The following is a 26227-nucleotide window of genomic DNA, read 5'->3' on the forward strand; positions in this document are numbered from 1 at the left end:
TGGAAGAAGGCCGTGTTGTCGTTGTGGATGGTGCCGAGGGAGACCAGGACCAGGGGGCGCCCGTCCGTGGCGTCCTCGGGCCGGTCCCACTCACCGTCGAACCGGCGTTCCGACCAGCAGGGACCGACGAAATGGAAGTCCTCGCCGAACGTCTCGCCCTTGAACTGGAACTCGCGCGGGATGTAGACGAGCGCCGGGCCCGACTCGCTGCCGCCGAAGAACTCCTGGGCGGAGCCGTCCACCCCGAGGCGGACGAGCATCGAGCCGATCTCCCCGAACACGGAGGCCAGCCCGGTGTGTTCCGGTTCGAACTCCGCGTACTCCCCGTCGGTGCCCAGTGACCAGTGCTCATTGGCCGCCAGTGTGGGAATGCTGCGTACGGCGGGTATGCCCCAGCTCTCCGCGAGGAGCCGGCCCGTCCAGCCGGAGAGACCGTCGTAGACGAGAACGTCGGGGCGGTCGCCGGAGAAGGCCCGCTGCAGCTGCGGGTAGACCGCTTCGGTCTCCTGGACGAGGCCGCGCAGCACCTGGACGAAGTCGCCCGTCGTGAAACGGTCATTGTCCTCCAGGTCCGTCATCGTGGACCGGAACTTCCCCATCACGGTCTCGTACGGCACGAGCGTGGCACCCGCCCGCTCGACCTCGGCACCGTGGCTCGCCGTCACCGCATAGCTCACGCGATGACCGCGGGCCACGAGTTCCGCGACGATCCCCGCCGTCGGATTGACATGGCCGGTGCCAGGAATGTTGAAGAAGGCAATGTGGGACATTGAGCCACCTGTTTCCGGACGGGCAGAACTGTATTCGAAAGGCACCGTAGCAAAGGGTCGCGTGCGTCCGGTACGCAACGGCGGGTGAAATCATCGGAAGGGTATGGCAGTTGAGACCCCGCCTCGCACCCGAGTCTGAGGTGAAGGGCGAGGGTCATACCGGCAGGGGGCCTGAGAAACCAGTTGGCGGGCTGAAGAATTCAAGGGACCGCCTCGGACACGATGGCGTCGGCTCTTCGGCCCCGCCGGGAGTCCTGCTGATTCATTTCGCATCCGCAGAATCCATTTCATTATTCAAGGAGGCTCCATGCCCATCGCCGAGCTGCTCGCCGACGACCTTCTCGAGCTGGACGCACTGACCGAGGACGACCTCCTCAAGGTCGAGGCCGACGACAAGGAAGCCCAGGCCATCCTCTGCGCCTGCTGCTGCTCCTGGTGCGGTTGCTGAGTAACGGTCTGATGGACGTCTCCCGGGAGGCCTCGGCCTCCCGGGAGGTGCAACGAGGTCGGAGTGCGACATGGCAAATGAAGAGAACTGGGGAATGCCTTCGATGAAGGTTCCCCCCATCGGGGTGAAGCGACTTCTCCTGATCGGCACCGGATCGTCCAATGTTGCGTTCCTGCCTCTCTGGGTCAACTGGTTTCAGGTCAGTTACCCGGACGTGGAAATGCGAATTGTGCTCACCCGGTCCGCGCAGCGTTTCGTGACGCGCGAAGGGCTTTCGGTGCTCACCAATCGTCTCGTGTTCGAGGACGCCTGGTCCGAGGAGCCGCAGGCCCGAAAACTCCATGTGGAGCTGGCAAGCTGGCCGGACGCGATCGCCGTTTATCCGGCGGGAATGCATTTCATCGCGCGACTGGCGCAGGGCCTTGCGGACACCCCCGCGACCATGGCGCTGCAGTGCACGCAGGCCCCCATCGCGCTCGCGGCCGCCCTGCCGCCCGGCGGCTGGGAGAGCGCCGCCATGCGGGACCACCGGGCACGCCTCGCGGCCCGTGAGAACGTCGTGCTCCAGCCCCCGGTCACCGGGCTCAGCATGACGACGGGCCGCAACGACGGGAACCAGCCGGAGACGCTCCCCACCCTGCTGCGGAGCCTGGAGGCGCTTCGCGCCCGGCGGGCCGCACGGCAGGACCTGCCGCACGGGGACCCCGGGGCGGTGAGCGGTGCCGGCCTCGCCTCCTGACCGCGCCGTCGGCAGCCGCGGTCCCGGCCGGCACGTCGCGGTCGTCACCGCCGCCGCCCACAGCCACATCGGCCCGCTGCTCGGTCCGGTCTCGGAACTGGTGCGCCGCGGTGTCCGGGTCAGCTACGCGACGACGGAAGAGTTCGCCCCCCTGGTCGAGGCGGCCGGGGCCACCGCGGTGGTCTTCCGCTCCTCCCTGCCCGCGGACCCTGCCCACTGGCCCACGGACGTCCGGCGGCTGCCCCTGCTGTACCTCGCCGACGCCCGGGCCCTGCTGCCCGTCCTGGAGGCGCACTTCGACGCGGACCGCCCCGACCTCGTCCTCACCGAGGACCCGGCGGGTGCCGGCAGCGTGCTCGCCGCGAAGTGGGGCATCCCGTCGATGCAGGTGTGGACGTACTTCGCCACGCCCCGGCACTGGTCCCTCGCCGCTCCGGGCGCGCCCGGAGCGAACCCGGTCGCGGACGAGTTCCTCTCCGGCCTCTCCGGCTTCCTGGCCGACGAGGGCATCGGCACCCCGGTGCGGGAGCACCTGGACGGGGCGCTCTCCGGAGGGCTCGTCATGGTTCCGCGCTCCTTCCACCCGGACGGGGACACCTTCGGCGACGCCTACACCTTCGCCGGGCCGGCCCTGCCGCCCCCGCCGGAGTCCCCGCGGTGGACGCCGCCCGCAGATGGCACCCCGGTCGCCCTGGTCACCCTGGGCTCCCTCGACCACGGTCATCCGGAGTTCTTCCGCACCGCGGCCGAGGCGTTCGCCGGTCTGGACTGGCACGTGGTGATGGCGGTCGGCGACCGTACCGACCCCGTGGCCCTCTCACCCCTGCCCCCCAACGTGGAACTGCACCGGTGGGTCCCCCAGCGGGACGTCATGGAACACGCATCGCTGGTCGTCCACCACGGGGGGATGGCCACGACCGTGGAATGCCTCCACCACGGGGTGCCGTCGGTCGTCGTCCCCCGGCTCCCCGAGCAGGCCGGCACCGCAGCACGGGTACGGGCACTCGGGCTCGGTACGGCCTTGCCCCTGCGGTCGGTCACCGCCGACGTCCTGCGCCGTGCGGTGCTCGCCGTCCACGCACACGACGGGGTGCGCCGCCGGGCGCGTGCGATGCGCGACGAGATCCGCAGCCTGAACGGAGCGGCGGTCGCGGCCGACGCCGTGGAGCGACGGCTCCCCCCGGTATGACCGGGGAGATCATCGGTGGGGGTTTCCTTGCCGGGTATCTCCGCCACCACCTCGCCCCGGAGATGCCGGCCACCGTTCTGGCCGCAGGCGTCTCGAACACCTCGGAGACCTCGCCCGAGCGGTTCCGCCGCGAGGCCGTCCTGGTGTCCGAGACGGCGCGCAGGTGCCGGGAGCACGGCCGTCTCATGGTGTTCCTGTCCTCCGCGGCCACCGGGCTCTACGGCAGGGAGGGAGAGGGCCGCGAGGACCAGCAGGTCGAGCCGGTGTCCCCGTACGGGAAGCACAAGCTGGCCATGGAGCGGCTCGTGGCCGACTCCGGAGCACAGTGGCTGACGCTCAGGCTCAGCCATGTCGTGGGTCCTCGCCAGAATCCGGCCCAGCTGCTTCCCTCGCTGGTCCGCCAGGTCCGCTCGGGCACGGTCACGGTGTACCGCGGTGCCCGGCGGGACCTGATGGACGTACGCCATTTCGCCACCGTGCTGGACCGGCTGCTCGCGCTCGGCGTGTGCGGTCGTACGGTCAACGTGGCCTCCGGGGTCGCCTTCCCCGTCGACCAGATCGTCGCTGCTCTGGAGGCGGCGGTGGGCCGCTCCGCCGAACGGGCCTTCCTCGACGTGCCCGTGGAAACGCTCTCCATCTCGAACCAGCGCATGCGCACGCTCGTCCCCGAGGCGACCGGGTTCGGCTTCGGCCCCGGATACCTGGACGGCCTGGTGAGCCGCTACGTGGGACGGCTGGACGGCGAACGCGCCGTGCCGGCCTTTGCCGGGGGTGTCTGAGGCTCCGATGCCGGGCCTGCTGCCGGTGTGAAGGTGCCGCACCCGCCGCGTGCCCGTCCCGGGCGCCGACGGGCGACCGGGACGGGGTGGGTGGAGGGGTCAGTTCTGCGGGAGCCGGGCCTGTTGGCCCGCGCAGGTCCAGATCGTCGGCGTGCCCGCGATCGTGCCCGCCACCCGGTCGTCGTCCGAGACCGCCGTCGCGGCGGCGTCGGACGTGGGGTCGGGGACGGGGAGGACCTTCACCGGGCCGCGGCCGGTCTGGTACGTGGCCTGGGAGGGTTTGGCGTAGCCGCCGTCCAGGTAGGTCACCGCCGTGCCGACCAGGCGGCTCGTGGTCGGGCTGAGGTCCGCGTGCCGGAGCTCGTCCTGGCCCGGGAGGCCGGGCAGGGCGGTGGCCGCCGCGGTGTACGGGGCCTGCCAGACGTAGCCGACGGCGTCCAGGCTGCCGTGCCAGGACGAGACCTCCGCCGAGGCCACGAGGCCCCGGTCGTCGATCCCGACCGGGTGGCTCTCGCGGGCCGGGTTGTTCTCGTCGACGCCCGGGAGCGCGTACGCCGGTCCGCCGTCGGCCGGCCACACGACGGGGTGCGACTGGTAGAGGATGTTCGGCCAGCCGTCCTGCTCCTGCCAGCGGTACGCCGAACCGACGATGTCCCCCCGCTCGTTGATGCCCGAGACCTTGTCGATCCGGGTCCCCGGCTGCGCGCCCGCGGGCAGCGGGAGTTCGCGCACCAGCCTTCCGTCCTGCCACTGCTTCGCCACCGCGCCGTCCACCCCGGCCACCCGGCCCGCGTCGTTGACGGCGATCCCCCCGGTCCCCCCGGCCGGGTCGGCGGGGGCGGTGAGGACCTGCACCGCGCGCGCCCCCTTCTGGTACGTGAACAGGACGGACTTGCGGTCGGCCCGGGTGAGCTTCCCCGCCATCAGGCCCTTGGCGTTGACGTCGTGCACGCTGCCCTGGGTCCAGCCGGCCGGCAGCGGAACCCGGTACAGGCGGGTGCCCTGCCAGTACACGGGCAGGTCGCCCGACTCACCGACGGCCAGGTCCCCGGCCCCCAGTGCCCGGACCGTGCTCCCCGCGCCCGGGGCCGTGGTCTGCAGGTGCTTGAGGTCGGGTTTGCAGACGGACGCGGGCCCGGCTGCGGAGGCCGGTCCCGCGGCCGTCAGCAGTGCGGCCACGACGACGGCGGCGGCCGCGGCGGCGGCCGCGGGCGTGCTTCTGCTCATGTGGTGTTCCCCCCTGGTCAGGTGCAGTACCCCGCTAGGTCATGACATGTGCGGGCTTCATGCTGCCGGGGGAGAGGGATGTTTGCTCCCGGAAGGGTGCATATCACTTCGGGATCGTCCGAATCCCGCCGAGGACCGGCTCATTCCCCCAGGCGCAACCGGACGACCGGCCGCCACCTCCGCGGAGTGCTCGCGTCCGCCGATGGGGCCGTCCTACTGTCGAAAGCGCCGCCCCCCGGGCGGTGCCGTCCCGTCCGTGGACGCCGTACCCGCCGCACCCCAGGAGTGGACCCATGCGCAACCGCCGTATATCCCTCGTCCTGCTCGCGCTCGCCGCCACCGGCATCCTCATCGGCGCCGCCGCCCAGCTCGCCTCCTCCTCCGGCGCGCCGGAGTCCTCGCAGCACGCCGTGGTCGCGATGAACAAGGCCGACCTGGTCGGAGCCTGACCGCCGGCCTGCCCGGAGCCTGACCGGGGCCGGCCCGTACCGGCGTCCGGTCAGCGGCCGACGGGCAGGCCGGTCGGTTCCTTGATGCGCTTCATGATGATCTGCGAGTTGACCTCGGTGACCCCCGAGAGGGCCGTGAGCTGCTCGATCCAGAGGCGCTCGTACGCCCGCAGGTCCGCGACCGCGATCCGGAGCAGGCAGCCGGGGCTGCCGAAGAGCCGGTAGGCCTCGATGACGTCGGGGATGTCCTGCAGGGCCGCCTCGAAGGCCTCGACCGCCTCGCGGTCCCGGCGCACCTCCACGGAGACCAGCACCTCGAACCCCCGGCCCACCGCCTCCGGGGAGATCACCGCCCGGTAGCCCTGGATCACCCCGTCCTGCTCCAGCTGGCGCACCCGGCGCATGCAGGGGGACGGGGTCAGGCCCACGCGCTGGGCCAGCTCCTGGTTGCTGAGCCGGCCGTCTGCCTGGAGCTCGCGCAAGATATCTCGATCAATCGCATCCATGCCGCAATCATTCCCTACCCGGTGTTACAGGAGGGGCCAAAGAAGCAATCGCATTGCGCGTAGACCGCCCTATCATTGCTGCCTCCGGCACATATGTACGAGACATCACTCGCGCACGACAAGAGGGGCGGCCACGGCCATGGGACGGATCGTCGTCATCAGCACCGGCGGGACGATAGCCAGCCGCTGGCAGGGCTCCGGTTTCGCCGCGGACGCCGACGGCCAAGAGGTCGTCGCCACCGCACCGCTGCCCGAGGGCGTCACCGTCGAACTGGTCGACCTGTTCAGCGTGAACAGCCCCCGGCTCACCACCGCCCACCAGCTGACCCTGCTGCGCACCGTGCACGAGGTGTTCGCCGACCCGGGCGTGGACGGCATCGTCGTCACGCACGGAACCGACACCCTCGAAGAGAGCGCCTTCCTCGTCGACCTGCACCACCACGACGCGCGCTCCGTGGTGTTCACCGGTTCGCAGCGGCCCATGGGCACCGCGGACGGCGACGGTCCGGGCAACCTCTACGACGCCCTCCTCACCGCCGCGACCACGCGCGGGCTCGGCGTCCTGATCGCCTTCGCGGGCCGGGTGCACGCCGCCCGCGGCACCGTGAAGACCCAGGCCGTGGGGCTGGACGCGTTCGCCGACCCCTCGAAGGAACTCCTCGGGAAGATCGGCTACGGCAAGGTCACCATGCTGCGCACGCCGCAGCGCCCCGAGGCGCTCCCGCTGCCGGCGATGCCGGAGGTCCCGCCCCGCGTGGACATGGTCATGCACCACGCCGACGGCGACCCGCTGCTGCTGAACGCGGCCGTCGAGGCCGGTGCGCGCGGCATCGTCCTGGTCGGCACCGGCGCGGGCAACGCCACGCCGGAGATCGTCGAGGCGGTCGAGGCCGCCGTCGCGCGCGGGGTGCTGGTCGCCCTGACCACCCGGGTGATGGCCGGACCGGTCACCGAGATCTACACGCACGGCGGGGCCGTCGACCTGGTCGCCGCCGGGGCCGTGCCCACGGGCACGCTGCGGGCCGGACAGGCCCGGATCGCGGTGCTCTCCGCGCTGCTGGCCTCGGACGACGCGGCCGAGCGGACCAAGGTCCTGCGCGAGGTGCTGGCCGCCGCGGGCCCCGTACTCGTCGACGCGTAGCGTTCCCGGGCGCACCCGTACCCGGCTCCCTTAAGATCATGGTCTCGGTCATGGTGCTACAGGGGGACGCATGGAACCCGGGATTGCAGTCCGGCTCGCCTCGCTGGCCATCGGCCCGCTGGTCAAGAAGCTCTTCGTCACCGAAGGTCCGGGTGCCGGTCTCGTCGACCGGCCGGTCCGGATCTCCGGCTACGTGTCCTTCCGCGGCGAGAAGCGCTCCCTGAGGGAGCCCGATCTCCGCGATCTGGCGGCCAAGCTGGTCCGGCAGGCGCTCCGTACGGGGGAACGTCCGGTCGCCGAGGACGAGCAGCAGGCGGTGGCCGACGCACTCGCCACCACCCTGTACGCCCTCGGGGAGATCACCCTGACCGATCTGGACGCGGTCCGGCTCGGCTCCGAGGCCTTCGCCCGGGAACTACGGCGCGCCGGCGGCCACCCGGAGCGCGAACTGAGCGCCGACGCCACCTACTTCTACGAGCGGCTGCTCGACGCCGCCTGCCTGCACATCCTGCACTTCTTCACGCAGCGTTCGACCTTCGTGGCCCACGCGCTGGTGGAACAGACGCGCAGGACCGCCGAACTCACCGCCAGGGTCGACGAGCTGATCCGCCGTGACCCGCTGCCGGGAGCGCAGGACGCCGCGTTCGAGCAGGACTACCTGCCGTACGTGAGCAAGAAGCACGGCAAGCTGACGATCTACGGCATCGACCTCGGCAACTCGCCGACGCGCTGGCCGCTGGACGCGGCGTACCTCAGTCTGGAGGCGACGTCGCGGCTGCCCGGGCTCCACGACCGGCAGGACCTGCACGACCTGCACGACGAGCCCGTCACCGGCCTCGGTCTCCCGCACGCCAAGAGGCTGGCGCTCCAGGCGCTGGACGACATCCTCGCCTCGCGGCGGGCCGACCAGGCCCTGGGCGCCAGCCACCGGGTGCTGCTCCGGGGCGAAGCGGGCTCCGGCAAGAGCACGCTCGTGCAGTGGCTGGCCGTCACGGCCGCAAGCCAGGACCTCGCGCCGCAGATGGAGTACCTCTACGACCGGATCCCCTTCGTCCTGCCCCTGCGCACGCTGACCCGCCACGGCGAGCGGCTCCCCGCACCCAAGGACTTCCTGTCCGCCGCGGGCTGTCCGCTCGGGGCGGTCCAGCCGGACGGCTGGGCGCACCGGGTGCTCGCCGCCGGGCGGGGCCTGGTCCTCGTCGACGGCATCGACGAGATCCCCGACCGCGAGCGCGGACGGGCCCGCAGCTGGCTGCGGGACCTGATGGACACCTACGGCGGCGACAACCGCTGGCTGGTCACCTCGCGGCCCTCCGCCGTGGCGGCGGACTGGCTCGCCGACGAGGACTTCACCGAGCTGACGCTGTCGGCCATGGGACCCGCCGACATCGCCACCTTCATCAAGCGGTGGCACCGCGCGGCCCGGGTCGGGACGGACGCCGACGCCGTCCTCCCGGAGTACGAGGCCCAGCTGCTGGCGGCCGTGCGCACCCAGCCCGATCTCGGCCGGCTCGCGACCAACCCCCTGATGTGCGGGCTGATCTGCGCCCTCCACCGGGACCGGCGGGGCTATCTCCCGCACGGCCGCAAGGACCTCTACGAGGCCGCCCTCTCGATGCTGCTGAGCCGCCGCGACCGCGAACGCGACATGGAGGGCCCGCACCTGCGGGAGGAGCCGCAGCTCGACCTGCTCCAGCGGCTCGCGTACTGGCTCATCAAGAACGGCCGTACGGAGATGGACCGTTCCCGGGCCGAGGACCTCATCGCCCGGGCCCTGCCCTCGGTCCCGCAGGCGGCCGCCCTGGGCGGGCCCGAGGTGGTCTTCGCGCACTTCCTCCAGCGCAGCGGGCTCCTGCGGGAACCGGCGCCCGGCACCGTGGACTTCATCCACCGCACCTTCCAGGACTTCCTCGGGGCGCGGGCCGCCGTGGAGGAGGGCGACTTCGGGCTGCTCGCCGCCCACGCGGACGACGACCAGTGGGAGGACGTCATCCGGATGGCGGTCGCCCAGGCCCGGCCCGCCGAACGGGTCACGATCATCCGTGACCTGATCGCCCAGGGGGACCGTTCCCCCGACCAGCGCACCCGCTCCCGCGTCTACCTGCTCGCGGCCGCCTGTCTGGAACACGCCACGAGCCTCGCCCCCGAGGTGCGCGAGGCCGTGGAGAGCCGGGCCGCCACGCTGATCCCGCCGGCGGACGAGGAACAGGCGCGGGCACTGGCCGAGGTCGGCCCGCTGATCCTCGGCCTGCTCCCCACCGAGGGCCTCGACGACTGGGACGCCTACCACGTGGTGATCGCGGCCTCCCACCTCACGTCGGACGCCGCCGTCTCCTTCCTCGGCCGGTTCGCCGGGCACCCCTTCCTCATGGTCCGGTCCCAGCTCATGTGGGCGTGGTCGCGGTTCGACGGCGCGGACTACGCCGACGAGGTCATCGCGCGCCTGGCCCCGACCAACCTCGCCTACACCGTGCAGTCCGACGAGCACCTGCACCACCTGGAGCGCCTCGGGTTGCGGCCGGCCCGCCTGGACATCAGGAGCGGGGTGTCCGCGGAAGCCCTGGCGGTGCACATCGCCGGGTCCCGGCTCGCCGAGATCAGGCTGGCCGGGGCCACCCTGCCCGACCTGGGACTCCTGGCGGGGCGGTCCGACCTGCACACGCTCTTCGTCCGACGCTGCCCGGAGCTGACGGACCTCTCCGGAATCGAGGACCTGCCCCTGCAGCAGCTGGACCTCGTGACCGACCGGTCGGACCTCGCCCTCGGGGCGCTGTCCCGGCTCACCGGGCTGGCCTCCCTGTCCCTGACCGGCCCGGCAGGCCTGACCTGGTCCGTCGAGGACCTGCCGGCCCAGGCACCCCTCCAACTGCTGCGCCTGTCCGGCGACTTCAGGCCGACGAACGGGCTCAAGGGGCTCGGAGCGTTCTCCGACCTCGCGTACCTCGTGCTCTCCGCGGCCGCCGGTCCCGCCTCCCGCGCCGACTGGGAGGAGACGGGCGAGCTGGGCATCCTGGTCCACCTGTCCGTCTCCGCCGCCTCGTTCGAGTTCCTTCCGGCCGGGGCGGTGTTCCCGGGCGTCGTCACGCTGATCCTCACCGGCGGCGGCGGGGAACGGGTGCTGCAGGCGGCCGTCCACCGGCTGCCCGAGGCCTTTCCCGGGCTGGAGGAGTTCCGGTTCGTCGGGGACGTCCCGGCGGGCGGGGAGATCGACCTCGCACCGCTGGCCGGGCTGTCCTGCCTGCGCGTCGTCGTCGTGGAGACGGGCGAGGACCGGATCCGCGGCGCCGAACTGCTGCCGCCCTCCGTGGAGCTGATCATCGAGTGACCGAGTGACCGAGTGACCGAGTGACCGAGTGACTGCGTGACCGCGTGACCAGGCAGGCCGCCGTCCGGCGGTCCCGGGCGCGGCCCGCCCGCCCCGTCAGGGGCGGGTGAAGGCCGCCAGGATCTGGTCCGCCGCCGAGGTGGCCGTCGTGGTGCCCGCGCGGACCGCAGCTTCCAGGGCGGGGGACAGGTCGCGGACCGCGGGGTCGGCGCGCAGGCGCTCCAGCAGCTCGTCGCGGACCATCGACCAGGTCCACTCCACCTGCTGGGCCGCCCGCTTCGCCGCCAGCCGGCCGCCCGCGTCCAGCAGGGTCCGGTGCTGTTCGAGGCGGTTCCACACCTCGTCCAGCCCGGCCGACTCGCGTGCGCTGCACGTCAGGACCGGCGGGGTCCAGGCCGCGTCGGCCGGGTGCATCAGGCGCAGTGCGCCCGCGAGTTCGCGCGCCGCGGCCTTCGCGTCCCGCTCGTGCGGCCCGTCGGCCTTGTTGACGGCGAGTACGTCCGCCAGCTCCAGCACGCCCTTCTTGATGCCCTGCAGCTGATCGCCCGTACGGGCCAGGGAGAGCAGCAGGAAGGAGTCGACCATTCCGGCGACCGTGGTCTCCGACTGGCCCACGCCGACCGTCTCGACGAGGACCACGTCGTAGCCCGCCGCCTCCATGACGATCATCGACTCCCGGGTGGCCTTCGCGACCCCGCCCAGGGTGCCCGCCGACGGGGAGGGGCGGACGAACGCCGCCGGGTCCACGGCCAGCCGCTCCATCCGCGTCTTGTCGCCGAGGATGGAGCCGCCCGTCCGTTTCGACGAGGGGTCGACCGCCAGCACCGCGACCCGGTGGCCCAGGCCGGTCAGCATCGTCCCGAACGCGTCGATGAAGGTGGACTTCCCGACCCCCGGCACCCCGCTGATGCCGATCCGGCGGGCCTGCCCCGCATGCGGCAGCAGCTCCGTCAGCAACTGCTGGGCCAGGGCCCGGTGGTCGGCCCGGGTGGACTCGACGAGGGTGATGGCGCGCGCGATGTGCGCGCGCTTCCCGTCGAGCACGCCCTTCACGTACACGTCGATGTCGATCTTCGGGGGCATGCGGCCTGCCGCCTACAGCTCGTGGCCCAGTTCCGCGGCCAGCCGCGTCACCAGGTCGTGGGCCGCGTCCGGGATGACCGTTCCGGGCGGGAACACCGCCGTCGCGCCCATCTCCAACAGCGTCGGGACGTCCGCCGGCGGGATGACCCCGCCCACGACGATCATGATGTCCTCGCGTCCCTCCTCCGCCAGCTGCTCGCGCAGCGCCGGTACGAGGGTCAGGTGGCCGGCCGCCAGCGACGAGACGCCCACCACGTGGACGTCCGCCTCGACGGCCTGGCGGGCCACCTCCGCGGGGGTCTGGAACAGCGGGCCGACGTCCACGTCGAAGCCCAGGTCGGCGAAGGCCGTCGCGATCACCTTCTGGCCGCGGTCGTGCCCGTCCTGGCCCATCTTGGCGACCAGGATGCGCGGACGGCGGCCCTCCGCCTCCTCGAACCGGTCGACCAGCGCACGGGTGCGCTCCACGGACGGGGACTCGCCTGCTTCGGTGCGGTACACACCCGAGATCGTACGGATCTGGCTCGCGTGCCGCCCGTACACCTTCTCCAGCGCGTCCGAGATCTCGCCCACGGTCGCCTTCGCCCGCGCCGCGTCCACGGCCAGGGCGAGCAGGTTGCCGTCGCCGCGCCCGGCCGCGTTCGTCAGCGCCCGCAGGGTGTCCTGCGTGACCGCCTCTTCGCGCTCCTCGCGCAGCCTGCGCAGCTTGGCGATCTGCTGGCTGCGCACCGAGGAGTTGTCGACCTTGAGCACGTCGATCTGCTCGTCGTTCTCCACGCGGTACTTGTTCACGCCGATCACCGGCTGCCGGCCCGAGTCGATCCGGGCCTGGGTGCGGGCCGCGGCCTCCTCCACGCGCAGCTTCGGGATGCCCGCGTCGATGGCCTGCGCCATGCCGCCGGCCGCCTCGACCTCCTCGATGTGCTGCCAGGCGCGCCGGGCGAGGTCGTAGGTGAGGCGCTCCACGTACGCGCTGCCGCCCCACGGGTCGATGGAGCGGCAGGTCCCCGACTCCTGCTGGAGCAGCAGCTGGGTGTTGCGGGCGATGCGCGCCGAGAAGTCCGTCGGCAGGGCGAGGGCCTCGTCGAGGGCGTTGGTGTGCAGGGACTGGGTGTGGCCCTGGGTGGCGGCCATCGCCTCGATGCAGGTGCGCGTCACGTTGTTGAAGACGTCCTGCGCGGTCAGCGACCAGCCCGAGGTCTGCGAATGCGTGCGCAGGGAGAGGGACTTGGCGTTCTTCGGGTCGAACTGCTTGACCAGGCGCGCCCACAGCAGGCGGGCCGCGCGCAGCTTCGCGACCTCCATGAAGAAGTTCATGCCGATCGCCCAGAAGAACGACAGCCGCGGCGCGAAGGCGTCCACGTCCAGGCCGACGGCCTGCCCGGCGCGCAGGTACTCCACGCCGTCCGCGAGGGTGTACGCCAGCTCCAGGTCGGCCGTCGCACCGGCCTCCTGGATGTGGTAGCCGGAGATCGAGATCGAGTTGTAGCGGGGCATCTTCTGCGAGGTGAACGCGAAGATGTCCGAGATGATCCGCATGGAGGGCTTCGGCGGATAGATGTAGGTGTTGCGGACCATGAACTCTTTGAGGATGTCGTTCTGGATGGTCCCGGCGAGCTTGTCGGGGGAGACGCCCTGCTCCTCCGCCGCCACGATGTACAGCGCGAGGACCGGCAGCACCGCGCCGTTCATCGTCATCGACACCGTCATCTTGTCCAGCGGGATCCCGTCGAACAGCTGCCGCATGTCGTAGATCGAGTCGATCGCCACACCCGCCATGCCGACGTCGCCCGTCACGCGCGGGTGGTCGCTGTCGTAGCCGCGGTGCGTCGGCAGGTCGAAGGCGATCGACAGGCCCTTCTGGCCGGACGCCAGATTGCGCCGGTAGAAGGCGTTCGACTCCTCGGCCGTGGAGAACCCCGCGTACTGCCGGATCGTCCAGGGCTGGTTGACGTACATCGTCGGGTACGGGCCGCGCAGGTACGGGGCCACGCCCGGGTACGTCGCCAGGAAGTCCAGGCCCTCCAGGTCCCGCCCGGTGTACAGCGGCTTCACGCCGATGCCCTCGGGGGTCTCCCACAGCAGGTCGCCGGTGGCGGTGCCGGTGGACTCCTTCACCGCCGACCGCCACTGGTCCTCGGAACCGGCGGCGCCGGGTCCGCCGAGCGGGAGCTCGGAGAAGTCGGGGACTGCGGTGCCGCTCACGCTGCTCCTACTGCTCACGGGGGACTCCCATCCGGTCGAGGACGGAGGACAGCACGGCGACGGCGTCGCAGCCGGCGAAGACGTACTCGTCCGCGGCCGGTGCGGCGGTGCCGGGACGGCCCGCGAGGAACACGGTCGTGGCGCCCGCGGCGCGCAGGGCCTCGGACACCGCCGCGGCCTGCTCCTCGTACAGCGCGTCACTGGAGCAGAGCACGGCCATGCCGTCGGCTCCGCTCGCCGCGTAGGCCGCGGCGGCCGTCGACGGGTCCACGGACACCGGGTCGTGCACGGCCTCGATGCCGCCCGCCTGGAACAGGTTCGAGGCGAAGGTGGCCCGCGCGGTGTGCGCGGCGGCCGGGCCCAGGGCGGCGAGGAAGATCCTCGGCCGGGCGCCGGTCGCAGCCAGGTGCGCGTCGCTGCGGGCGCGCAGGGTCTCGTAGGCCTCGTCGCGCCGGACGCGGGGCAGGCCGCCGACGGGTCCCGCGGGCGCGGGCTCCCGTACGACGGGCTTCTCCGCGAGCAGCGGGAACTCGCTGACGCCGGTGATGGGTTCGCGGCGCTTGGCGAGCTTCTTCGAGCGCTCCGCCCAGGTGGCGGCGAGGCGCTCGGCGACCAGGCCGGAGCGCAGGGCGGCGGCCAGGCCGCCCGCCTTCTCCACGGTCTGGAAGAACTCCCAGGCAGCGTGGGCGAGTTCGTCGGTGAGGCGCTCGACGTAGTACGAGCCGCCCGCCGGGTCGATCACGCGGGCCAGGTGCGACTCCTCCAGCAGGATGGTGGAGGTGTTGCGGGCGATGCGGCGCGCGAAGGCGTCGGGCAGGCCCAGCTCGTGGTCGAAGGTCAGGACGGTGACGGAATCCGCGCCGCCCACGCCCGCGGCCATGCAGGCCACGGTGGTGCGCAGCATGTTCACCCACGGGTCCCGGCGGGTCATCATCACCGGCGAGGTCACCGCATGCTGGCGCTGGGCGCCCGCCTCCGGGGCCCCGCAGGCCTCGGCGACGCGGGCCCACAGGCGCCGCGCGGCGCGCAGCTTGGCGATGGTGAGGAACTGGTCGGCGGTGGCGGCGTAGCGGAACTCCAGCTGTCCCAGCGCCGCTTCGGTGCCGAGTCCGGCCCCGGTGAGGGCGCGCAGGTAGGCGACGCCGGTGGCCAGGGACAGGCCCAGCTCCTCGGCCGCCGATCCGCCGGCCTCGTGGTAGGGCAGCGCGTCCACGGCCAGGGCCCGGATCCCGGGGTAGCCGGCGGCGGCCGTCCGGGCCAGCTCGACGGCGTCGTCGAGGCCGAGCGCCTCGCCCGTACGGGCCTCGTGGCCCAGCGGGTCGGCGCCCAGGCAGCCACGGGCGGCCTCGGGGGCCACCTCGCGCTCGGCGTACAGGGCGAGCAAGGCGCGGGCGGCGTCGGCGTATTCGGCTCCGGCGTCCAGGGAGACGGGCGCCAGGTCGAGGTAGACGCCCTCCAGGGCGCGGGCGAGCCCGTCGAAGGGGATGCCGTCGCGGCCCAGCGTGAGCCAGAGCGAGGTGACCCCGTTCTCCAGGTCGGTGAGGACGGCCTCGTTCACCCGTACGGGATCGCTGCCCAGGTGACGCTGGCGTACGTCCCAGCCCTCGGCGGCGTTGCCCTCGGCGCGGCCTCCGCGGACGAAGGGAGCGAAGCCGGGGAAGCCGGTGTCGGCCGCCGTTTCGGGTGCGGTGTACAGCGGGCGGGTGGTGAGCCCGTCCTCGAGCGTCGTGGACAGGGCGTCTTCTGCGGCCTCGCCGGATACTTCCTTGCCCGACTTGCGCAGCACGCCTTCAACCAGGCGCTGCCACTGCTCATGCGTCGCGTCAGGGAACTCGGCGGCCAAGGAGAGCCCGTCGTCAGGCAGGACCGTCATGGCTCGAATGCTAGGGGGGTGCTGTGGGAACGACCATAACCACCGGATGTGATCTCGCCCTCTCACCTGAGCCGGGAGGGGTCACGGAAGAGCGGATGGAGCAGTACGGTCGCCGCCGCGCCGGGCAGCACGGCGGGTCCGGCGTACGGGCTCACGATCCGGCCCGGGTCCCGGTGGACGCGGGAGAGGGCGGCGGCCGCCTCGCGGATCTCGTCCAGGTAGCCGTCGTGGAGCAGGCTCGACAGTTCGGTCACCACCATGACGGCCGGGTTGAGGACGTCGAGGAGCAGCGCGGCGGCCCGGCCGACGGCGCGGGCCCGTTCCCGCAGCAGCCGGTCGGCGCGGGGGTCGCCGGTGGCGGCCGCGTCCACGAGCAGCGGGACGGACGGGTCGGGGACGATGCCGCGGCGCACGGCCTCGGCGCCGAGAGCGGTGTCGGAGGCGGTCGCCTGGAGGCAGCCCGTACGGCCGCACGTGCAAGGGGCCTCCGAGCCGGGCACCGGGAGGTGCGCGACGTCACCGGCGGCCGCGCCGGGGCCCTGGTGCACGGTGCCCTCGATGGCGAAGGCGGCGTCGACGACGTTGCCGATGAAGAGGTGGACGAGGCTGCGGCGGGCCTCGGGGCGGCCGAAGAGCATCTCGGCGTGGGCGACGGCCCGGGCGTGGTTGTCCACGGACACGGGCAGGTCCAGGGCGTCGGTGAGCTCGGCGGCGAGCGGCAGGTCCCGCCAGCCGAGGGCTTCGTGGCGGACCACGGTCCCGTCGCCGGGGCGGACCCAGCCGCCGAGGGCCGCGCCGATGCCGAGCAGCGGGCGGCCGGTGTCGAACTCGCGCAGGAAGGCGCCGAGTTGCGCGGCGATGTCGCGGGAGAGGCCGGGGGAGCGGGGGTCCCGGTGCGGGAAGGCCCGGCGGGCGAGCAGGTGGCCGCGCAGGTCGACGAGGCTGAAGGTGGAGAGCGGCACCCCGATGTGGAGCCCGACGGCTACGGGCCCGCCGACGGGGCCGGTGTGCAGGTCGAGCGGGATCCGGGGCCGTCCGGCGCCGGCGCCCTCGGAGGCGGGGCCGGGCAGCTCGCGCAGGAGCCCGGCGCGGAGCAGCCCGGTGGTCTGCCGGGACACGGCGGCAGGGCTCAGCCCGCACAGCCCGGCGATCCCGCTCCGCGCGACGGGCCCGTGCTCGAGCACCGTGCGCAGCACGGCGGCGGCATTGGCGGCGGCCCGGCTGTCACCGGCCATGGACGTCACGGGGTCTCCTCGGGGGTACGGCGGCACCCCCGATCATGCCGGACCCCTGCGGGGGGCTGTGCGGGTGGCGTGGCTGGCCGGGGCGGGGCCCTGAGCACAGCCCGCCCGCGTCCGTGCCCGGGCTGGCACGGCCGGGCCGGACCCCGGGTGCGCGGCGGGGCTGCGCCCCGGTCGCCCTGCGCGTGGAGGCTGCGGCGGAGCCGGGGGTAGGGGGCTGCGCCCCCGTCGTGCCGGTGGTGGGGCGGCGCGGGAGGCCGTACGGGGTCGGGGCGTACGCGTGGCTGGATGCCGCGGAGCCCGGGGGTCTGGCGGGGGCTGCGCCCCCGGTCGTCCCCGCGCGTGGCGGCTGTGGCGGAGCCCTGCGCGTTGTCCGCGCCCCGGGTCCACCCCCGCGGCCGGCGGTGCGCGGTCTCGCCCGGTCCGTGGTCGGCCGTGGCGGCTGCGCCCCGGTCGTGCCGGTGGTGGGGCGGCGCGGGAGACCGTACGGGGTCGGGGCGTACGCGCGGCTGGATGCCGCGGAGCCCGGGGGTCTGGCGGGGGCTGTGCCCCCGGTCGTCCCCGAGCGCGGCGGCTGTGGCGGAGGCCGCGGTGCGGCACGCGCTCCTGCCGGGGCTGCCGCGCGGACACGGCCCCGGGATCCGCCCCGCCACTGCCATCGCCACCCGGAGGCTCCGCAACCGGGCACTGCCCAGGCTCAGCCCGGCCCGGCCCGGCCCGTGGAGGGGTGGGGCGTGGCGGTCGCGTTGCGGGACCGTGAAATCAGGCCACGCGTTTCGGCCGCCCGGAGGGTGGTGGCCGGATCGCGTGCGAGGCGGGAAAGGCCAGGTCGTGGCCGGTGCGGGGGGTGTGCCGGGGGCTCCGGGGAGGGGGTCCGGCACGGCCGGCGGCGGGGGTTGACCGGCGGCGGGCTCGCTGACAGGCTCCGAGCCATGTCCGCGATCGAGCACCTCGCCCCGCGGCTCCTCACCCCCGGCCCCTGTACCGCGCCGGACCGGTGTCCGGGCCGCTGTCCGGCCCCGCGCCGGGCCTGAGCTCCGCCCCCAGCCGCGCCGCGGGCCCGTGACCTTCCGGGCCGGGCCGGTAGGCCCTGCGGCGCAGGCAGCCGGACCGGGGAACTCCGCGTTCCCGGTCCGCCGCCCGGCCCGCGACCGCCCGCGCAGCACCCCACGCACCGCACCGCATCGCGCCGCACCCACCTCTCCGTCCTCACTGCAGTCCGCCTCCGCGTAGCCCTATTTCTTCCGCTGCGGAAATAAATACCGCAGCCCTGCCCAGGGGAGTCCCCATGGCCACCGCCACCCAGACCGCCACCGAGACCACCGTCACCAGGATCGGCGGGCGCATCGGCGCCGAGATCGGCGGCGTCCGCCTCGGCGGCGACCTGCCCGCCGCCACCGTCGCCGAGATCCGCGCCGCCCTCCTCGCCCACAAGGTCGTCTTCTTCCGCGGCCAGGACCACCTCGACGAGGCCGGCCACGAAGCCTTCGCCCAGCTCCTCGGCGCACCTGTCGCGCACCCCACCGTCCCCTCCGCCGACGGCCGCTACGCCCTCGGCATCGACTCCCACCACGGCGCCCGCGCCAACCAGTGGCACACCGACGTCACCTTCGTCCCGGCCTACCCGGCCTTCTCCATCCTGCGCGCCGTCACCATCCCCCCGTACGGCGGCAACACCCTGTGGGCCAACACCGCCACCGCCTACTCCCACCTCCCCGAGCCGCTCCGCGCCCTCGCCGACGGCCTGCGCGCCGTCCACTCCAACGCCTACGACTACGCGGCCCTCAAGCCCGACGCGCTCCCCGAGGCCCTGGCCCAGTACCGCCAGGTGTTCACCTCCACCGAGTTCCTCACCGAGCACCCGGTGGTCCGCGTCCACCCCGAGACCGGCGAACGCACCCTGCTCCTCGGCAACTTCGTGCAGCGCATCCAGGGCCTCACCGGCCGCGACTCCCGCGTCCTCCTGGACCTCTTCCAGTCCCACGTCGAGAGCCCCGAGAACACCGTCCGCTGGCAGTGGCTGTCCGGCGACGTCGCGATCTGGGACAACCGCGCCACCCAGCACTACGGCGTGGACGACTCCGACGACCACGAGCGCACCCTGCGCCGGGTCACCGTCGACGGCGACGTCCCGGTCGGCCCCGACGGAGTCCCGTCCCGCCTGATCAGCCCCGAAGCCGTCCCGGACCCCGCCTTCGGCATCGCCTCGGGCGCCTCCACCGCCTCCGGCACCGATCCGGGCACCGCGCCCGAAGCCGCCTGACCGCACCGCACCGCCTGACCGCACCGCACCGCACCGCCTGACCGCACCGCACCCCCTGACCGCACCGCACCCCACCGCCCGGCCCCGACCGGAGCGCACCGCCCGCCGCCCAGCTCCCCGTACGACACCCAAGGAGCCCCCGTGCCCCACCTGCTCGCCATCACCGGCAGCCCCTCCGCCCACTCCCGTACCGCCGTCGTCGCCGATCACGTGCTGCGCCGCCTCTCCCACGCCGGGTTCGAGACCTCGCACCTGTCCGTACGCGACCTCCCCGCCGCCGACCTCCTCTCCGCCCGCCGAGGCGAGCCCGAGATACGCCGGGCGCTCGAAGCCGTCGCCGCCGCCGACGGGGTGGTCATCGCGACGCCGGTCTACAAGGCCTCCTACACCGGGCTGCTCAAGGCCTTCCTCGACCTCCTGCCGCAGGACGGCCTCGCCGGGAAGACGGTCCTGCCCCTGGTCACCGGCGGCAGCCTCGCCCACGTCCTGACCATCGACTACGCCCTGCGCCCCGTGCTCGCCGCCCTCGGCGCCCGGCACGTCACCGCGGGCCGGTTCGTCCTGGACTCCTCCGTCGAACGCGGCACCGGCCCCGACCGCCTGCGCCCCGAGGCCGAACTGGACCTCTTCCAGGCCGTCGACGAGTTCGCCGAGGCCCTGCGGGCCACCCGGCTCCCCGCGCTCAGCTCCACCACTCCGTAGCCCGTCACCCTTCACCGCGTACGTACCGACAAGGATCCGCCATGCCCGCTGCCTTCACCTCGACCACCACCTCCCGACGCCAGTTCCTCGCCCTCCTCGGCATCTCGGCGGCCGCGGTGAGCTGCGGCACGGCCACCGCCGGCGGCCCCGGATCCGGCAAGCAGGTCACCACCCTCAAGTACCAGGGCGCCGTGGGCGCGGTGACCCTTCCCGAACTCGCCGCCGACCTCGGATTCCTGGGCGGCGTCGGCCTGGAATGGGTCGGCAACACCATCAGCGGCCCGCAGGACATCCAGTCCGCCGCCACCGGCCAGACCCACTTCGGCAGCGCCTTCAACGGCGCCGTCATCAAACTCGCCTCCACCAAGGCGCCCATCAAGGCCGTCATCTCCTCCTACGGCTCCGACCAGCACTCCTACGGCGGCTACTACGTCCTGGAGGACAGCCCGATCCGCTCGGCCCGCGACCTGATCGGCAAGAAGGTCGGCATGAACACCCTCGGCGCCCACTACCAGGCGCTGCTCGACATCTACCTGAGCCGGGGCGGCCTCTCGAAGGCCGACGCCGGCAAGGTCGAGCCCCTCGTGGTGCCGCCCGTCAACACCGAGCAGTCCCTGAGGCAGAAGCAGATCGAGGTCGGCGTGCTCACCGGGGTGCTGCGCGACAAGGCCCTCGCGGTGGGCGGCATCCGCCCGCTGTTCACCGACGTGGAGCTGCTGGGCCCGTTCAGCGCCGGCACCTACATCATGACCGAGCGCTTCATCAAGCAGAACCCGGACACCGTACGGGCCTTCGTGACCGGCGTGGGCAAGGCCATCGACTGGTCCCGCTCCACTCCCCGCGAGGAGGTCATCGCGCGGATGACGGAGATCGTCAAGAAGCGCGGCCGCAACGAGGACACCGCCACCTTGCAGTACTGGCACTCGTACGGGGTCGCCGAGGCGGGCGGCCGGATATCCGACAAGGAGTTCCAGCTCTGGCTGGACTGGCTCGGCGAGCGCGGCGAGATCAAGCCGGGGCAGCTGAAGGCCGCCGACCTCTACACCAACGAGTTCAACGGCAACGGAAAGGGCTGAGGACCGCCATGGCGAAGATCGTGTTCGAGTCCGTCACCAAGACCTTCCCGACGAAGGACAAGAAGGAGAAGGCGGAGTTCACCGCCCTCGACGGCATCGACCTGGAGATCGAGGCGGGCGAGTTCCTGGTCGTCGTGGGTCCCAGCGGCTGCGGCAAGTCCACCCTCCTGGACCTCCTCGGGGGCCTCACCCGGCCGACCTCGGGACAGATCCTGCTCGACGGCAGGCCCGTCACCGGACCGGGCCTGGACCGGGGCATCGTCTTCCAGCAGTACGCGCTGCTGCCGTGGCGCACGGCCCTGGGCAACGTCGAGTTCGGCCTGGAGGCCACCGGGGTGCCGCGCCGCCAACGAGCCGCCAAGGCGCGGGAGTTCCTGGATCTCGTCGGACTGGCCGGCTTCGAGGACCGGCACCCGCACGAGCTCTCCGGCGGCATGCGCCAGCGCGTGGCCATCGCCCGCTCACTGGCCTACGACCCCGACGTCCTGCTGATGGACGAGCCCTTCGCGGCGCTCGACGCGCAGACCCGCGAGTCCCTCCAGGACGAGCTGCGCCGCATCTGGCAGCGCACCGGCAAGACGGTCGTCTTCATCACGCACGGCATCGAGGAGGCCGTCTACCTCGGGCAGCGGGTCGCCGTCATCACCTCGCGTCCCGGCAGGGTCAAGGAGGTCGTCCCGGTCTCCTTCGGGGACCGCGCCATCGGGGCCTCGGGCGAGGACCTGCGCTCCAGCCCCGAGTTCGCCCGCTACCGCCACGAGATCTGGACCCTGCTCCACGACGAGGTGGCCCGCGCCCAGCAACTGGAGAAGGAAGAGGCCTCGGTATGAGCACCGGAACCGAAACCCCCGCGCCCGCCGCCACCGTGGCCGGGACCGGAGCGGGCACAGCCACCTCCACCGGTGCGCCCCCGGCACCCCCGGCGAGGCGGCCGGAACCCGCCGCAGCACCCGCGGCACAAGCGGCAGCCGTGTCGGACGCAGCCCCCGCAGCCCCCGCACCCTCCGTACCGGATGCACCGGCGGCGCCCGCCGCACCCGCCGCCGCGCCCGCCGGGCAGCGGGGCCGGAGCGCCGGGAAGGGCGCCGCGCCCGCCCGGACGTCCTCCGTGGCCGCGACCCTGCTCCGGTGGCTGCGCGCCGCCCTGCTCCGGTCGGCGGCGGTCCTCGGCCTCCTCGCCGTGTGGGAGACCGCGCCCCGCCTGGGCCTGGTCGACGCCACCTTCCTGCCGCCGGTCAGCGAGGTCGCCGTCGCCTGGTGGGAGCTGCTGGGCGACGGACAGCTCGGCGAGCACGTCGGCGCCAGCCTCACCCGTTCCTTCGGGGGCTTCGCGATCGCGGTGGCCGTGGCGGTGCCCCTGGGCCTGCTGATCGGCTGGTACCGGCCGGTCGCGGCGTTCCTCGGCCCGTTGCTGGAGCTGTTCCGCAACACCGCGGCCCTGGCCCTGCTGCCGGTCTTCGTGCTCCTGCTCGGCATCGGCGAGACCTCGAAGGTCTCGATCGTCGTCTACGCCTGCGTCTGGCCGATCCTGCTGAACACCATCAGCGCCGTCGGCAACGCCGACCCCACCCTCGTCCGGCTGGCCCGCTCGATGGACCTGTCCACCCCGAGGCTGTTCCAGAAGGTGATCCTGCCGTCCTCGGTGCCGACGATCTTCACGGGCATCCGGCTGGCCGGCGCCGTGTCCATCCTCGTCCTGGTGGCCGCCGAGATGATCGGCGCCAAGGCGGGCCTCGGCTACCTGATCAACGCCTCGCAGTTCAACTTCGCCATCCCGCAGATGTACGCGGGCATCGTCACCATCTCCGCGATCGGCGTGGCCTTCAACCAGCTCCTGGTCACCGTCGAACGCCGCCTCAGCCTCTGGCGCGTACCGGCCTGACGCCCCGGCCGCCGTCACCCCCGGACGCGGCCCCCGCACCACCCCGGTACCTCACTCCAAGGAACAGACATGACCGCACCCCGGACCCTCCACCTCAACGCCTTCCTGATGAACGCCGGGCACCACGACGCCGCCTGGCGCCACCCGGACAGCAGCCCCGAACGCGTCACCGACCTGCGGTACTTCCAGGAACTGGCCCGCACCGCCGAACGCGGGAAGCTCGACTCGATCTTCTTCGCCGACGGGCTCGCCCTCTGGGGCAAGGCCCGCTACAACGCCCTCGGCGGCTTCGAACCGCTCACGCTGCTCTCCGCGATCGCCGCCGTCACCGAGCACATCGGACTCATCGCGACCGTCTCCACCACCTTCAACGAGCCCTTCCACACGGCCCGGAAGTTCGCCTCCCTCGACCACATCAGCGGCGGCCGGGCCGGCTGGAACATCGTCACCTCCGGCACCGTCGACGAGGCCCGCAACTTCAACCGGGACGAGCACCTCGAACACCGGGTGCGCTACGAGCGGGCCCGCGAGTTCCTGGAGGTCGCCACCAAGCTCTGGGACAGCTGGGAGGACGACGCGATCGTCCTCGACAAGGAGCGCGGCGTCTACGCCGACACCGACAGGCTCCACCCCGCCGCCCACCGCGGGGAGCACTTCCAGGTCGCGGGCCCGCTCAACGTGCCGCGTTCCCCGCAGGGGCACCCGCTGCTCGTCCAGGCCGGTTCCTCCGAGGACGGCAAGGAGTTCGCCGCCCAGTACGCCGAGGCCGTCTTCACCGCCCAGCAGACCCTCGCCGACGGACAGACCTTCTACAAGGACCTCAAGTCCCGCCTCGCCAAGTACGGCCGCACCGACGGGGACCTGCTGGTCCTGCCCGGCATCGCCCCCGTCATCGGCTCCACCGAGGCCGAGGCCAAGGCCCTGGAGCAGCAGCTCACCGACCTCCAGGTCCCCGAGTACGGTCTCGCCCAGCTCTCCGGCATGCTCGGCACCGACCTCACCGGACTCCCGCTCGACGGCCCGCTGCCCGAACTCCCCGAGGAACGGGACATCAACGGCAACAAGAGCCGCTTCACCCTCGTCGCCGAGCTCGCCCGCCGCGACGGCCTCACCCTGCGCCAGCTGATCGCCCGCCTCGGCGCGGGCCGCGGCCACCGGGTCTTCGCCGGCACCCCCGAGCAGATCGCCGACCAGCTGGAGCAGTGGTTCACCCAGGGCGCCGCCGACGGCTTCAACATCATGGCGCCCGTCCTGCCCACCGGCCTGACCGACTTCGTCGACCACGTCGTACCGATCCTCCAGCGGCGCGGGCTCTTCCGCACCGAGTACACCGGCCGCACCCTCCGGGAGAACTACGGCCTGCCGCGGCCCGCCAACCGCTACGCCGCCGCCGCGCTGGAGGGCGCATGACCGGTCAGGTGACCGACGTCCTGGTCGTGGGCGGCGGACCGGCCGCCACCTGGGCCGCGCTGAAGGCCGCCGAGGCCGGGGCCCGGGTGGTCCTCGCCGACAAGGGCTACTGCGGGACGAGCGGAGCCACGGCCGCGGGCGGCACCGGCGTCTGGTACGTCCCGCCCGAACCCGCTGCCCGGGAGGCCGCCATGGCCAGCCGGGAGGGCCTCGGCGGGTACCTCGCCGACCGGCGCTGGATGGCCCGGGTCCTCGACGAGACCTACCACCGGATGAACGAGCTGGCGGCCGCCGGCCGCTACCCCTTCCCCACCGGCCCCGACGGGCAGCCGCTGCGCGGCGGCCTGCAGGGACCGGAGTACATGCGGCGGATGCGCATCAGGATCCGCCGCGCGGGGGTCCGCGTCCTGGACCACAGCCCGGTCACCGAGCTGCTCACCGACGCGGACGGCGCCGTCGCGGGCGCGGCGGGCTACCGCCGCCAGGCCCGCGAGCCGTACCGGGTGCGTGCCGGGGCCGTGGTCCTCGCCACCGGCGGCTGCGCCTTCCTCAGCGGGGCCCTCGGCACCAACACCAACACCGGCGACGGGGCGCTCTTCGCCGCCGAGGCCGGGGCCGAGCTGTCCGGGATGGAGTTCTCCAACGCCTACGGGATCGCCCCCGAGGGGACCTCCGTCACCAAGACCGCCTTCTACACCTTCGCCACCTTCTACCAGGAGGACGGCAGCGTGCTGGAGGGCGCGGCCAGCCAGGGCGGCCGCTCGGCGATCGCCCGCGAACTGCTCACAGGGGCCAAGGTGTACGCGACGCTCGACCGGGCCGGGGAGCAGGAGCGGGCCGCGATGCGCCTGGCGCAGCCCAACTTCTTCCTCACCTTCGACCGGCTCGGCATCGACCCCTTCACCGAACGCTTCTCCGTCACCCTGCTGGCCGAAGGCACGGTCCGCGGCACGGGCGGCATCCGGATCACCGCGGACGACTGCTCCACCGGCGTCCCCGGCCTGTACGCCGCCGGGGACGCGGCCACCCGCGAGGAGATATGCGGGGGCTTCACAGGGGGCGGCAGCCACAACGCGGCCTGGGCCATCTCCTCAGGCAGCTGGGCGGGCGCGGGCGCGGCCGGGTACGCCCGCGCCCTCGGTTCGGACCGGGCGGCGCACCGTACGGTCACCGGCGCGGGTGGCGCCGGACTGCGGCCCACGGGGGCCGCGGGCGGTGCGGGGGGCCACCGGGACGCGGTGGCCCTCGTACAGGCGCAGGTGCTCCCGTACGACAAGAACTACCTGCGGCACGGGCGGGTGCTGGCCGATTCCCTGCGCGTCCTCGACGGGGCCTGGGCGGCGCTGCGGACGTCTCTGCACGGGGAGGGGGCCGACCTCGTCAAGGCCCGGCAGGCGGCGGCGATGACGGCCCACGCGCGGTGGATGTACACCGCCGCGCTCGCCCGCACCGAGAGCCGGGGGATGGCCAGGCGGCTGGACCACCCGGGGCAGGACCCGAAGCTGCACCACCGGATCACGGTGGGCGGCCTGGACCGGCCGTGGAGCCGGGCGGAGGTGGCGGCATGATCGAACTGGTATCGGCGCAACGCTGCATAGCCTGCGACAAGTGCGTGGAGGTGTGCCCGACGGACGTGTTCGAGCGCGGCCCCGACGGGATACCGCTGCTGGTCCGGCAGGAGGACTGCCAGACCTGCTTCCTGTGCGAGGCCAACTGCCCGGTGGACGCGCTGTTCGTGTCCCCGCTGACCCGCCCGCTGCCGCAGGACCCGGCCGTACGCGACGAGGCGGGGCTGGTGCGCCGGGGGCTGCTCGGCAGCTACCGGCGCGACATCGGCTGGGGGGAGGGTCGGACCCCCGGTGCGCTGCGGGCGGTCGGTCCCGCACTGGGCCCCGCGGCGCCGCCGATCATCTCCTGAG

General features: G+C 73.2%; 22 protein-coding genes. 15 read left to right on the plus strand and 7 right to left on the minus strand.

What is annotated here, in order from left to right; translation table 11 throughout:
* Positions 1 to 770 (minus strand): glycosyltransferase (locus tag IO30_RS0122900; protein ID WP_031145625.1); only part of this gene is annotated, 770 nt, incomplete at its 3' end.
* Positions 771 to 1077: 307 nt separating this feature from the next.
* On the opposite strand from IO30_RS0122900, the gene IO30_RS45540 reads away from it, so the two are divergent.
* The 4 genes from IO30_RS45540 (at position 1078) to IO30_RS0122920 (ending at position 3925) form a co-directional block, all read left to right on the plus strand.
* A complete protein-coding gene (locus tag IO30_RS45540) occupies positions 1078 to 1218 on the plus strand; it encodes a hypothetical protein (protein ID WP_157853360.1) in 141 nt (46 codons plus the stop codon).
* Between the two features lie 70 nt (positions 1219 to 1288).
* Positions 1289 to 1957 carry a flavoprotein gene (locus IO30_RS0122910; RefSeq protein ID WP_051859545.1) on the plus strand — a complete coding sequence of 223 codons (669 nt, stop codon included), beginning with the start codon at positions 1289 to 1291 and terminating at the stop codon, positions 1955 to 1957.
* Positions 1938 to 3146, plus strand: a complete 1209-nt coding sequence (locus IO30_RS0122915; RefSeq protein WP_051902525.1) for a macrolide family glycosyltransferase — start codon at positions 1938 to 1940, stop codon at positions 3144 to 3146. The genes IO30_RS0122910 and IO30_RS0122915 overlap by 20 nt, the downstream gene beginning before the upstream one ends.
* A complete protein-coding gene (locus IO30_RS0122920; protein ID WP_037894895.1) occupies positions 3143 to 3925 on the plus strand; it encodes an NAD-dependent epimerase/dehydratase family protein in 783 nt (260 codons plus the stop codon). Before IO30_RS0122915 ends, IO30_RS0122920 begins: the two co-directional genes overlap by 4 nt.
* 99 nt (positions 3926 to 4024) lie before the next feature.
* On the opposite strand, the gene IO30_RS42120 is transcribed toward IO30_RS0122920, so the two are convergent.
* Positions 4025 to 5152: a hypothetical protein gene (locus IO30_RS42120; protein ID WP_051902527.1), complete on the minus strand. Its 1128-nt coding sequence runs from the start codon at positions 5150 to 5152 to the stop codon at positions 4025 to 4027.
* A 293-nt stretch (positions 5153 to 5445) separates the two neighbouring features.
* On the opposite strand from IO30_RS42120, the gene IO30_RS45545 reads away from it, so the two are divergent.
* Entirely contained in the window at positions 5446 to 5601 is a 156-nt protein-coding gene (locus IO30_RS45545; protein WP_157853361.1) for a hypothetical protein, read from the plus strand.
* A 50-nt stretch (positions 5602 to 5651) separates the two neighbouring features.
* Here IO30_RS45545 and IO30_RS0122935 read toward each other — a convergent pair whose 3' ends face one another.
* A complete protein-coding gene (locus tag IO30_RS0122935; RefSeq protein ID WP_031145634.1) occupies positions 5652 to 6107 on the minus strand; it encodes an Lrp/AsnC family transcriptional regulator in 456 nt (151 codons plus the stop codon).
* A 139-nt stretch (positions 6108 to 6246) separates the two neighbouring features.
* Between IO30_RS0122935 and IO30_RS0122940 the strand changes: the two genes are divergently transcribed.
* Positions 6247 to 7248, plus strand: a complete 1002-nt coding sequence (locus IO30_RS0122940) for an asparaginase (RefSeq protein WP_031145636.1) — start codon at positions 6247 to 6249, stop codon at positions 7246 to 7248.
* Between the two features lie 70 nt (positions 7249 to 7318).
* Positions 7319 to 10573, plus strand: coding sequence for an NACHT domain-containing protein (locus tag IO30_RS0122945; protein WP_031145637.1), 3255 nt, complete (start codon positions 7319 to 7321; stop codon positions 10571 to 10573).
* A gap of 96 nt (positions 10574 to 10669) precedes the next feature.
* Here the strand turns inward: IO30_RS0122945 and meaB are convergent, their stop codons facing one another.
* From meaB to IO30_RS0122965, 4 genes are all read right to left on the minus strand, one after another.
* Positions 10670 to 11656, minus strand: a complete 987-nt coding sequence (gene meaB, locus IO30_RS0122950) for a methylmalonyl Co-A mutase-associated GTPase MeaB (RefSeq protein WP_031145639.1) — start codon at positions 11654 to 11656, stop codon at positions 10670 to 10672.
* Positions 11657 to 11668: 12 nt separating this feature from the next.
* Entirely contained in the window at positions 11669 to 13861 is a 2193-nt protein-coding gene (gene scpA, locus IO30_RS0122955) for a methylmalonyl-CoA mutase (RefSeq protein WP_031145640.1), read from the minus strand.
* Positions 13862 to 13868: 7 nt separating this feature from the next.
* Positions 13869 to 15734 carry a methylmalonyl-CoA mutase family protein gene (locus IO30_RS0122960; RefSeq protein ID WP_031145642.1) on the minus strand — a complete coding sequence of 622 codons (1866 nt, stop codon included), beginning with the start codon at positions 15732 to 15734 and terminating at the stop codon, positions 13869 to 13871.
* Positions 15735 to 15796: 62 nt separating this feature from the next.
* A complete protein-coding gene (locus tag IO30_RS0122965; RefSeq protein WP_031145644.1) occupies positions 15797 to 16969 on the minus strand; it encodes an ROK family transcriptional regulator in 1173 nt (390 codons plus the stop codon).
* A 1294-nt stretch (positions 16970 to 18263) separates the two neighbouring features.
* Here IO30_RS0122965 and IO30_RS0122970 point away from each other — a divergent pair.
* From IO30_RS0122970 to IO30_RS0123005, 8 genes are all read left to right on the plus strand, one after another.
* A complete protein-coding gene (locus IO30_RS0122970; protein WP_051902530.1) occupies positions 18264 to 19238 on the plus strand; it encodes a TauD/TfdA dioxygenase family protein in 975 nt (324 codons plus the stop codon).
* Positions 19239 to 19379: 141 nt separating this feature from the next.
* Positions 19380 to 19940, plus strand: coding sequence for an NADPH-dependent FMN reductase (gene ssuE, locus IO30_RS0122975; protein WP_031145648.1), 561 nt, complete (start codon positions 19380 to 19382; stop codon positions 19938 to 19940).
* Positions 19941 to 19981: 41 nt separating this feature from the next.
* Complete coding sequence (locus tag IO30_RS0122980) at positions 19982 to 21016, plus strand: ABC transporter substrate-binding protein (protein WP_031145650.1); 1035 nt, start codon at positions 19982 to 19984, stop codon at positions 21014 to 21016.
* 8 nt (positions 21017 to 21024) lie between these two features.
* Positions 21025 to 21846 (plus strand): ABC transporter ATP-binding protein, encoded by an 822-nt coding sequence (locus tag IO30_RS0122985; RefSeq protein ID WP_031145652.1) that lies wholly within the window; start codon positions 21025 to 21027, stop codon positions 21844 to 21846.
* Positions 21843 to 22898 carry an ABC transporter permease gene (locus IO30_RS0122990; protein ID WP_308443092.1) on the plus strand — a complete coding sequence of 352 codons (1056 nt, stop codon included), beginning with the start codon at positions 21843 to 21845 and terminating at the stop codon, positions 22896 to 22898. The genes IO30_RS0122985 and IO30_RS0122990 overlap by 4 nt, the downstream gene beginning before the upstream one ends.
* A gap of 69 nt (positions 22899 to 22967) precedes the next feature.
* Complete coding sequence (locus tag IO30_RS0122995; protein ID WP_031145656.1) at positions 22968 to 24308, plus strand: LLM class flavin-dependent oxidoreductase; 1341 nt, start codon at positions 22968 to 22970, stop codon at positions 24306 to 24308.
* Complete coding sequence (locus IO30_RS47670; protein WP_031145658.1) at positions 24305 to 25876, plus strand: FAD-dependent oxidoreductase; 1572 nt, start codon at positions 24305 to 24307, stop codon at positions 25874 to 25876. The genes IO30_RS0122995 and IO30_RS47670 overlap by 4 nt, the downstream gene beginning before the upstream one ends.
* Positions 25873 to 26226 carry a 4Fe-4S dicluster domain-containing protein gene (locus IO30_RS0123005; protein WP_031145659.1) on the plus strand — a complete coding sequence of 118 codons (354 nt, stop codon included), beginning with the start codon at positions 25873 to 25875 and terminating at the stop codon, positions 26224 to 26226. Before IO30_RS47670 ends, IO30_RS0123005 begins: the two co-directional genes overlap by 4 nt.
* The last annotated feature ends 1 nt before the right edge of the window (position 26227 follow it).

The organism is Streptomyces xanthophaeus (assembly GCF_000725805.1).
Classification (GTDB): domain Bacteria; phylum Actinomycetota; class Actinomycetes; order Streptomycetales; family Streptomycetaceae; genus Streptomyces; species Streptomyces xanthophaeus.

Coding starts and splice junctions, on each gene's coding strand:
- IO30_RS0123005 (WP_031145659.1), top strand. CDS start 25,873: ATGATCGAACTGGTATCGGCGCAACGCTGCATAGCCTGCGACAAGTGC.
- meaB (WP_031145639.1), bottom strand. CDS start 11,656: ATGCCCCCGAAGATCGACATCGACGTGTACGTGAAGGGCGTGCTCGAC.
- IO30_RS0122995 (WP_031145656.1), top strand. CDS start 22,968: ATGACCGCACCCCGGACCCTCCACCTCAACGCCTTCCTGATGAACGCC.
- IO30_RS0122910 (WP_051859545.1), top strand. CDS start 1,289: ATGGCAAATGAAGAGAACTGGGGAATGCCTTCGATGAAGGTTCCCCCC.
- IO30_RS0122945 (WP_031145637.1), top strand. CDS start 7,319: ATGGAACCCGGGATTGCAGTCCGGCTCGCCTCGCTGGCCATCGGCCCG.
- IO30_RS0122990 (WP_308443092.1), top strand. CDS start 21,843: ATGAGCACCGGAACCGAAACCCCCGCGCCCGCCGCCACCGTGGCCGGG.
- IO30_RS0122980 (WP_031145650.1), top strand. CDS start 19,982: ATGCCCGCTGCCTTCACCTCGACCACCACCTCCCGACGCCAGTTCCTC.
- IO30_RS45545 (WP_157853361.1), top strand. CDS start 5,446: ATGCGCAACCGCCGTATATCCCTCGTCCTGCTCGCGCTCGCCGCCACC.
- IO30_RS45540 (WP_157853360.1), top strand. CDS start 1,078: ATGCCCATCGCCGAGCTGCTCGCCGACGACCTTCTCGAGCTGGACGCA.
- IO30_RS0122920 (WP_037894895.1), top strand. CDS start 3,143: ATGACCGGGGAGATCATCGGTGGGGGTTTCCTTGCCGGGTATCTCCGC.
- IO30_RS47670 (WP_031145658.1), top strand. CDS start 24,305: ATGACCGGTCAGGTGACCGACGTCCTGGTCGTGGGCGGCGGACCGGCC.
- IO30_RS0122985 (WP_031145652.1), top strand. CDS start 21,025: ATGGCGAAGATCGTGTTCGAGTCCGTCACCAAGACCTTCCCGACGAAG.
- IO30_RS42120 (WP_051902527.1), bottom strand. CDS start 5,152: ATGAGCAGAAGCACGCCCGCGGCCGCCGCCGCGGCCGCCGCCGTCGTC.
- IO30_RS0122970 (WP_051902530.1), top strand. CDS start 18,264: ATGGCCACCGCCACCCAGACCGCCACCGAGACCACCGTCACCAGGATC.
- IO30_RS0122960 (WP_031145642.1), bottom strand. CDS start 15,734: ATGACGGTCCTGCCTGACGACGGGCTCTCCTTGGCCGCCGAGTTCCCT.
- IO30_RS0122935 (WP_031145634.1), bottom strand. CDS start 6,107: ATGGATGCGATTGATCGAGATATCTTGCGCGAGCTCCAGGCAGACGGC.
- IO30_RS0122940 (WP_031145636.1), top strand. CDS start 6,247: ATGGGACGGATCGTCGTCATCAGCACCGGCGGGACGATAGCCAGCCGC.
- IO30_RS0122965 (WP_031145644.1), bottom strand. CDS start 16,969: ATGGCCGGTGACAGCCGGGCCGCCGCCAATGCCGCCGCCGTGCTGCGC.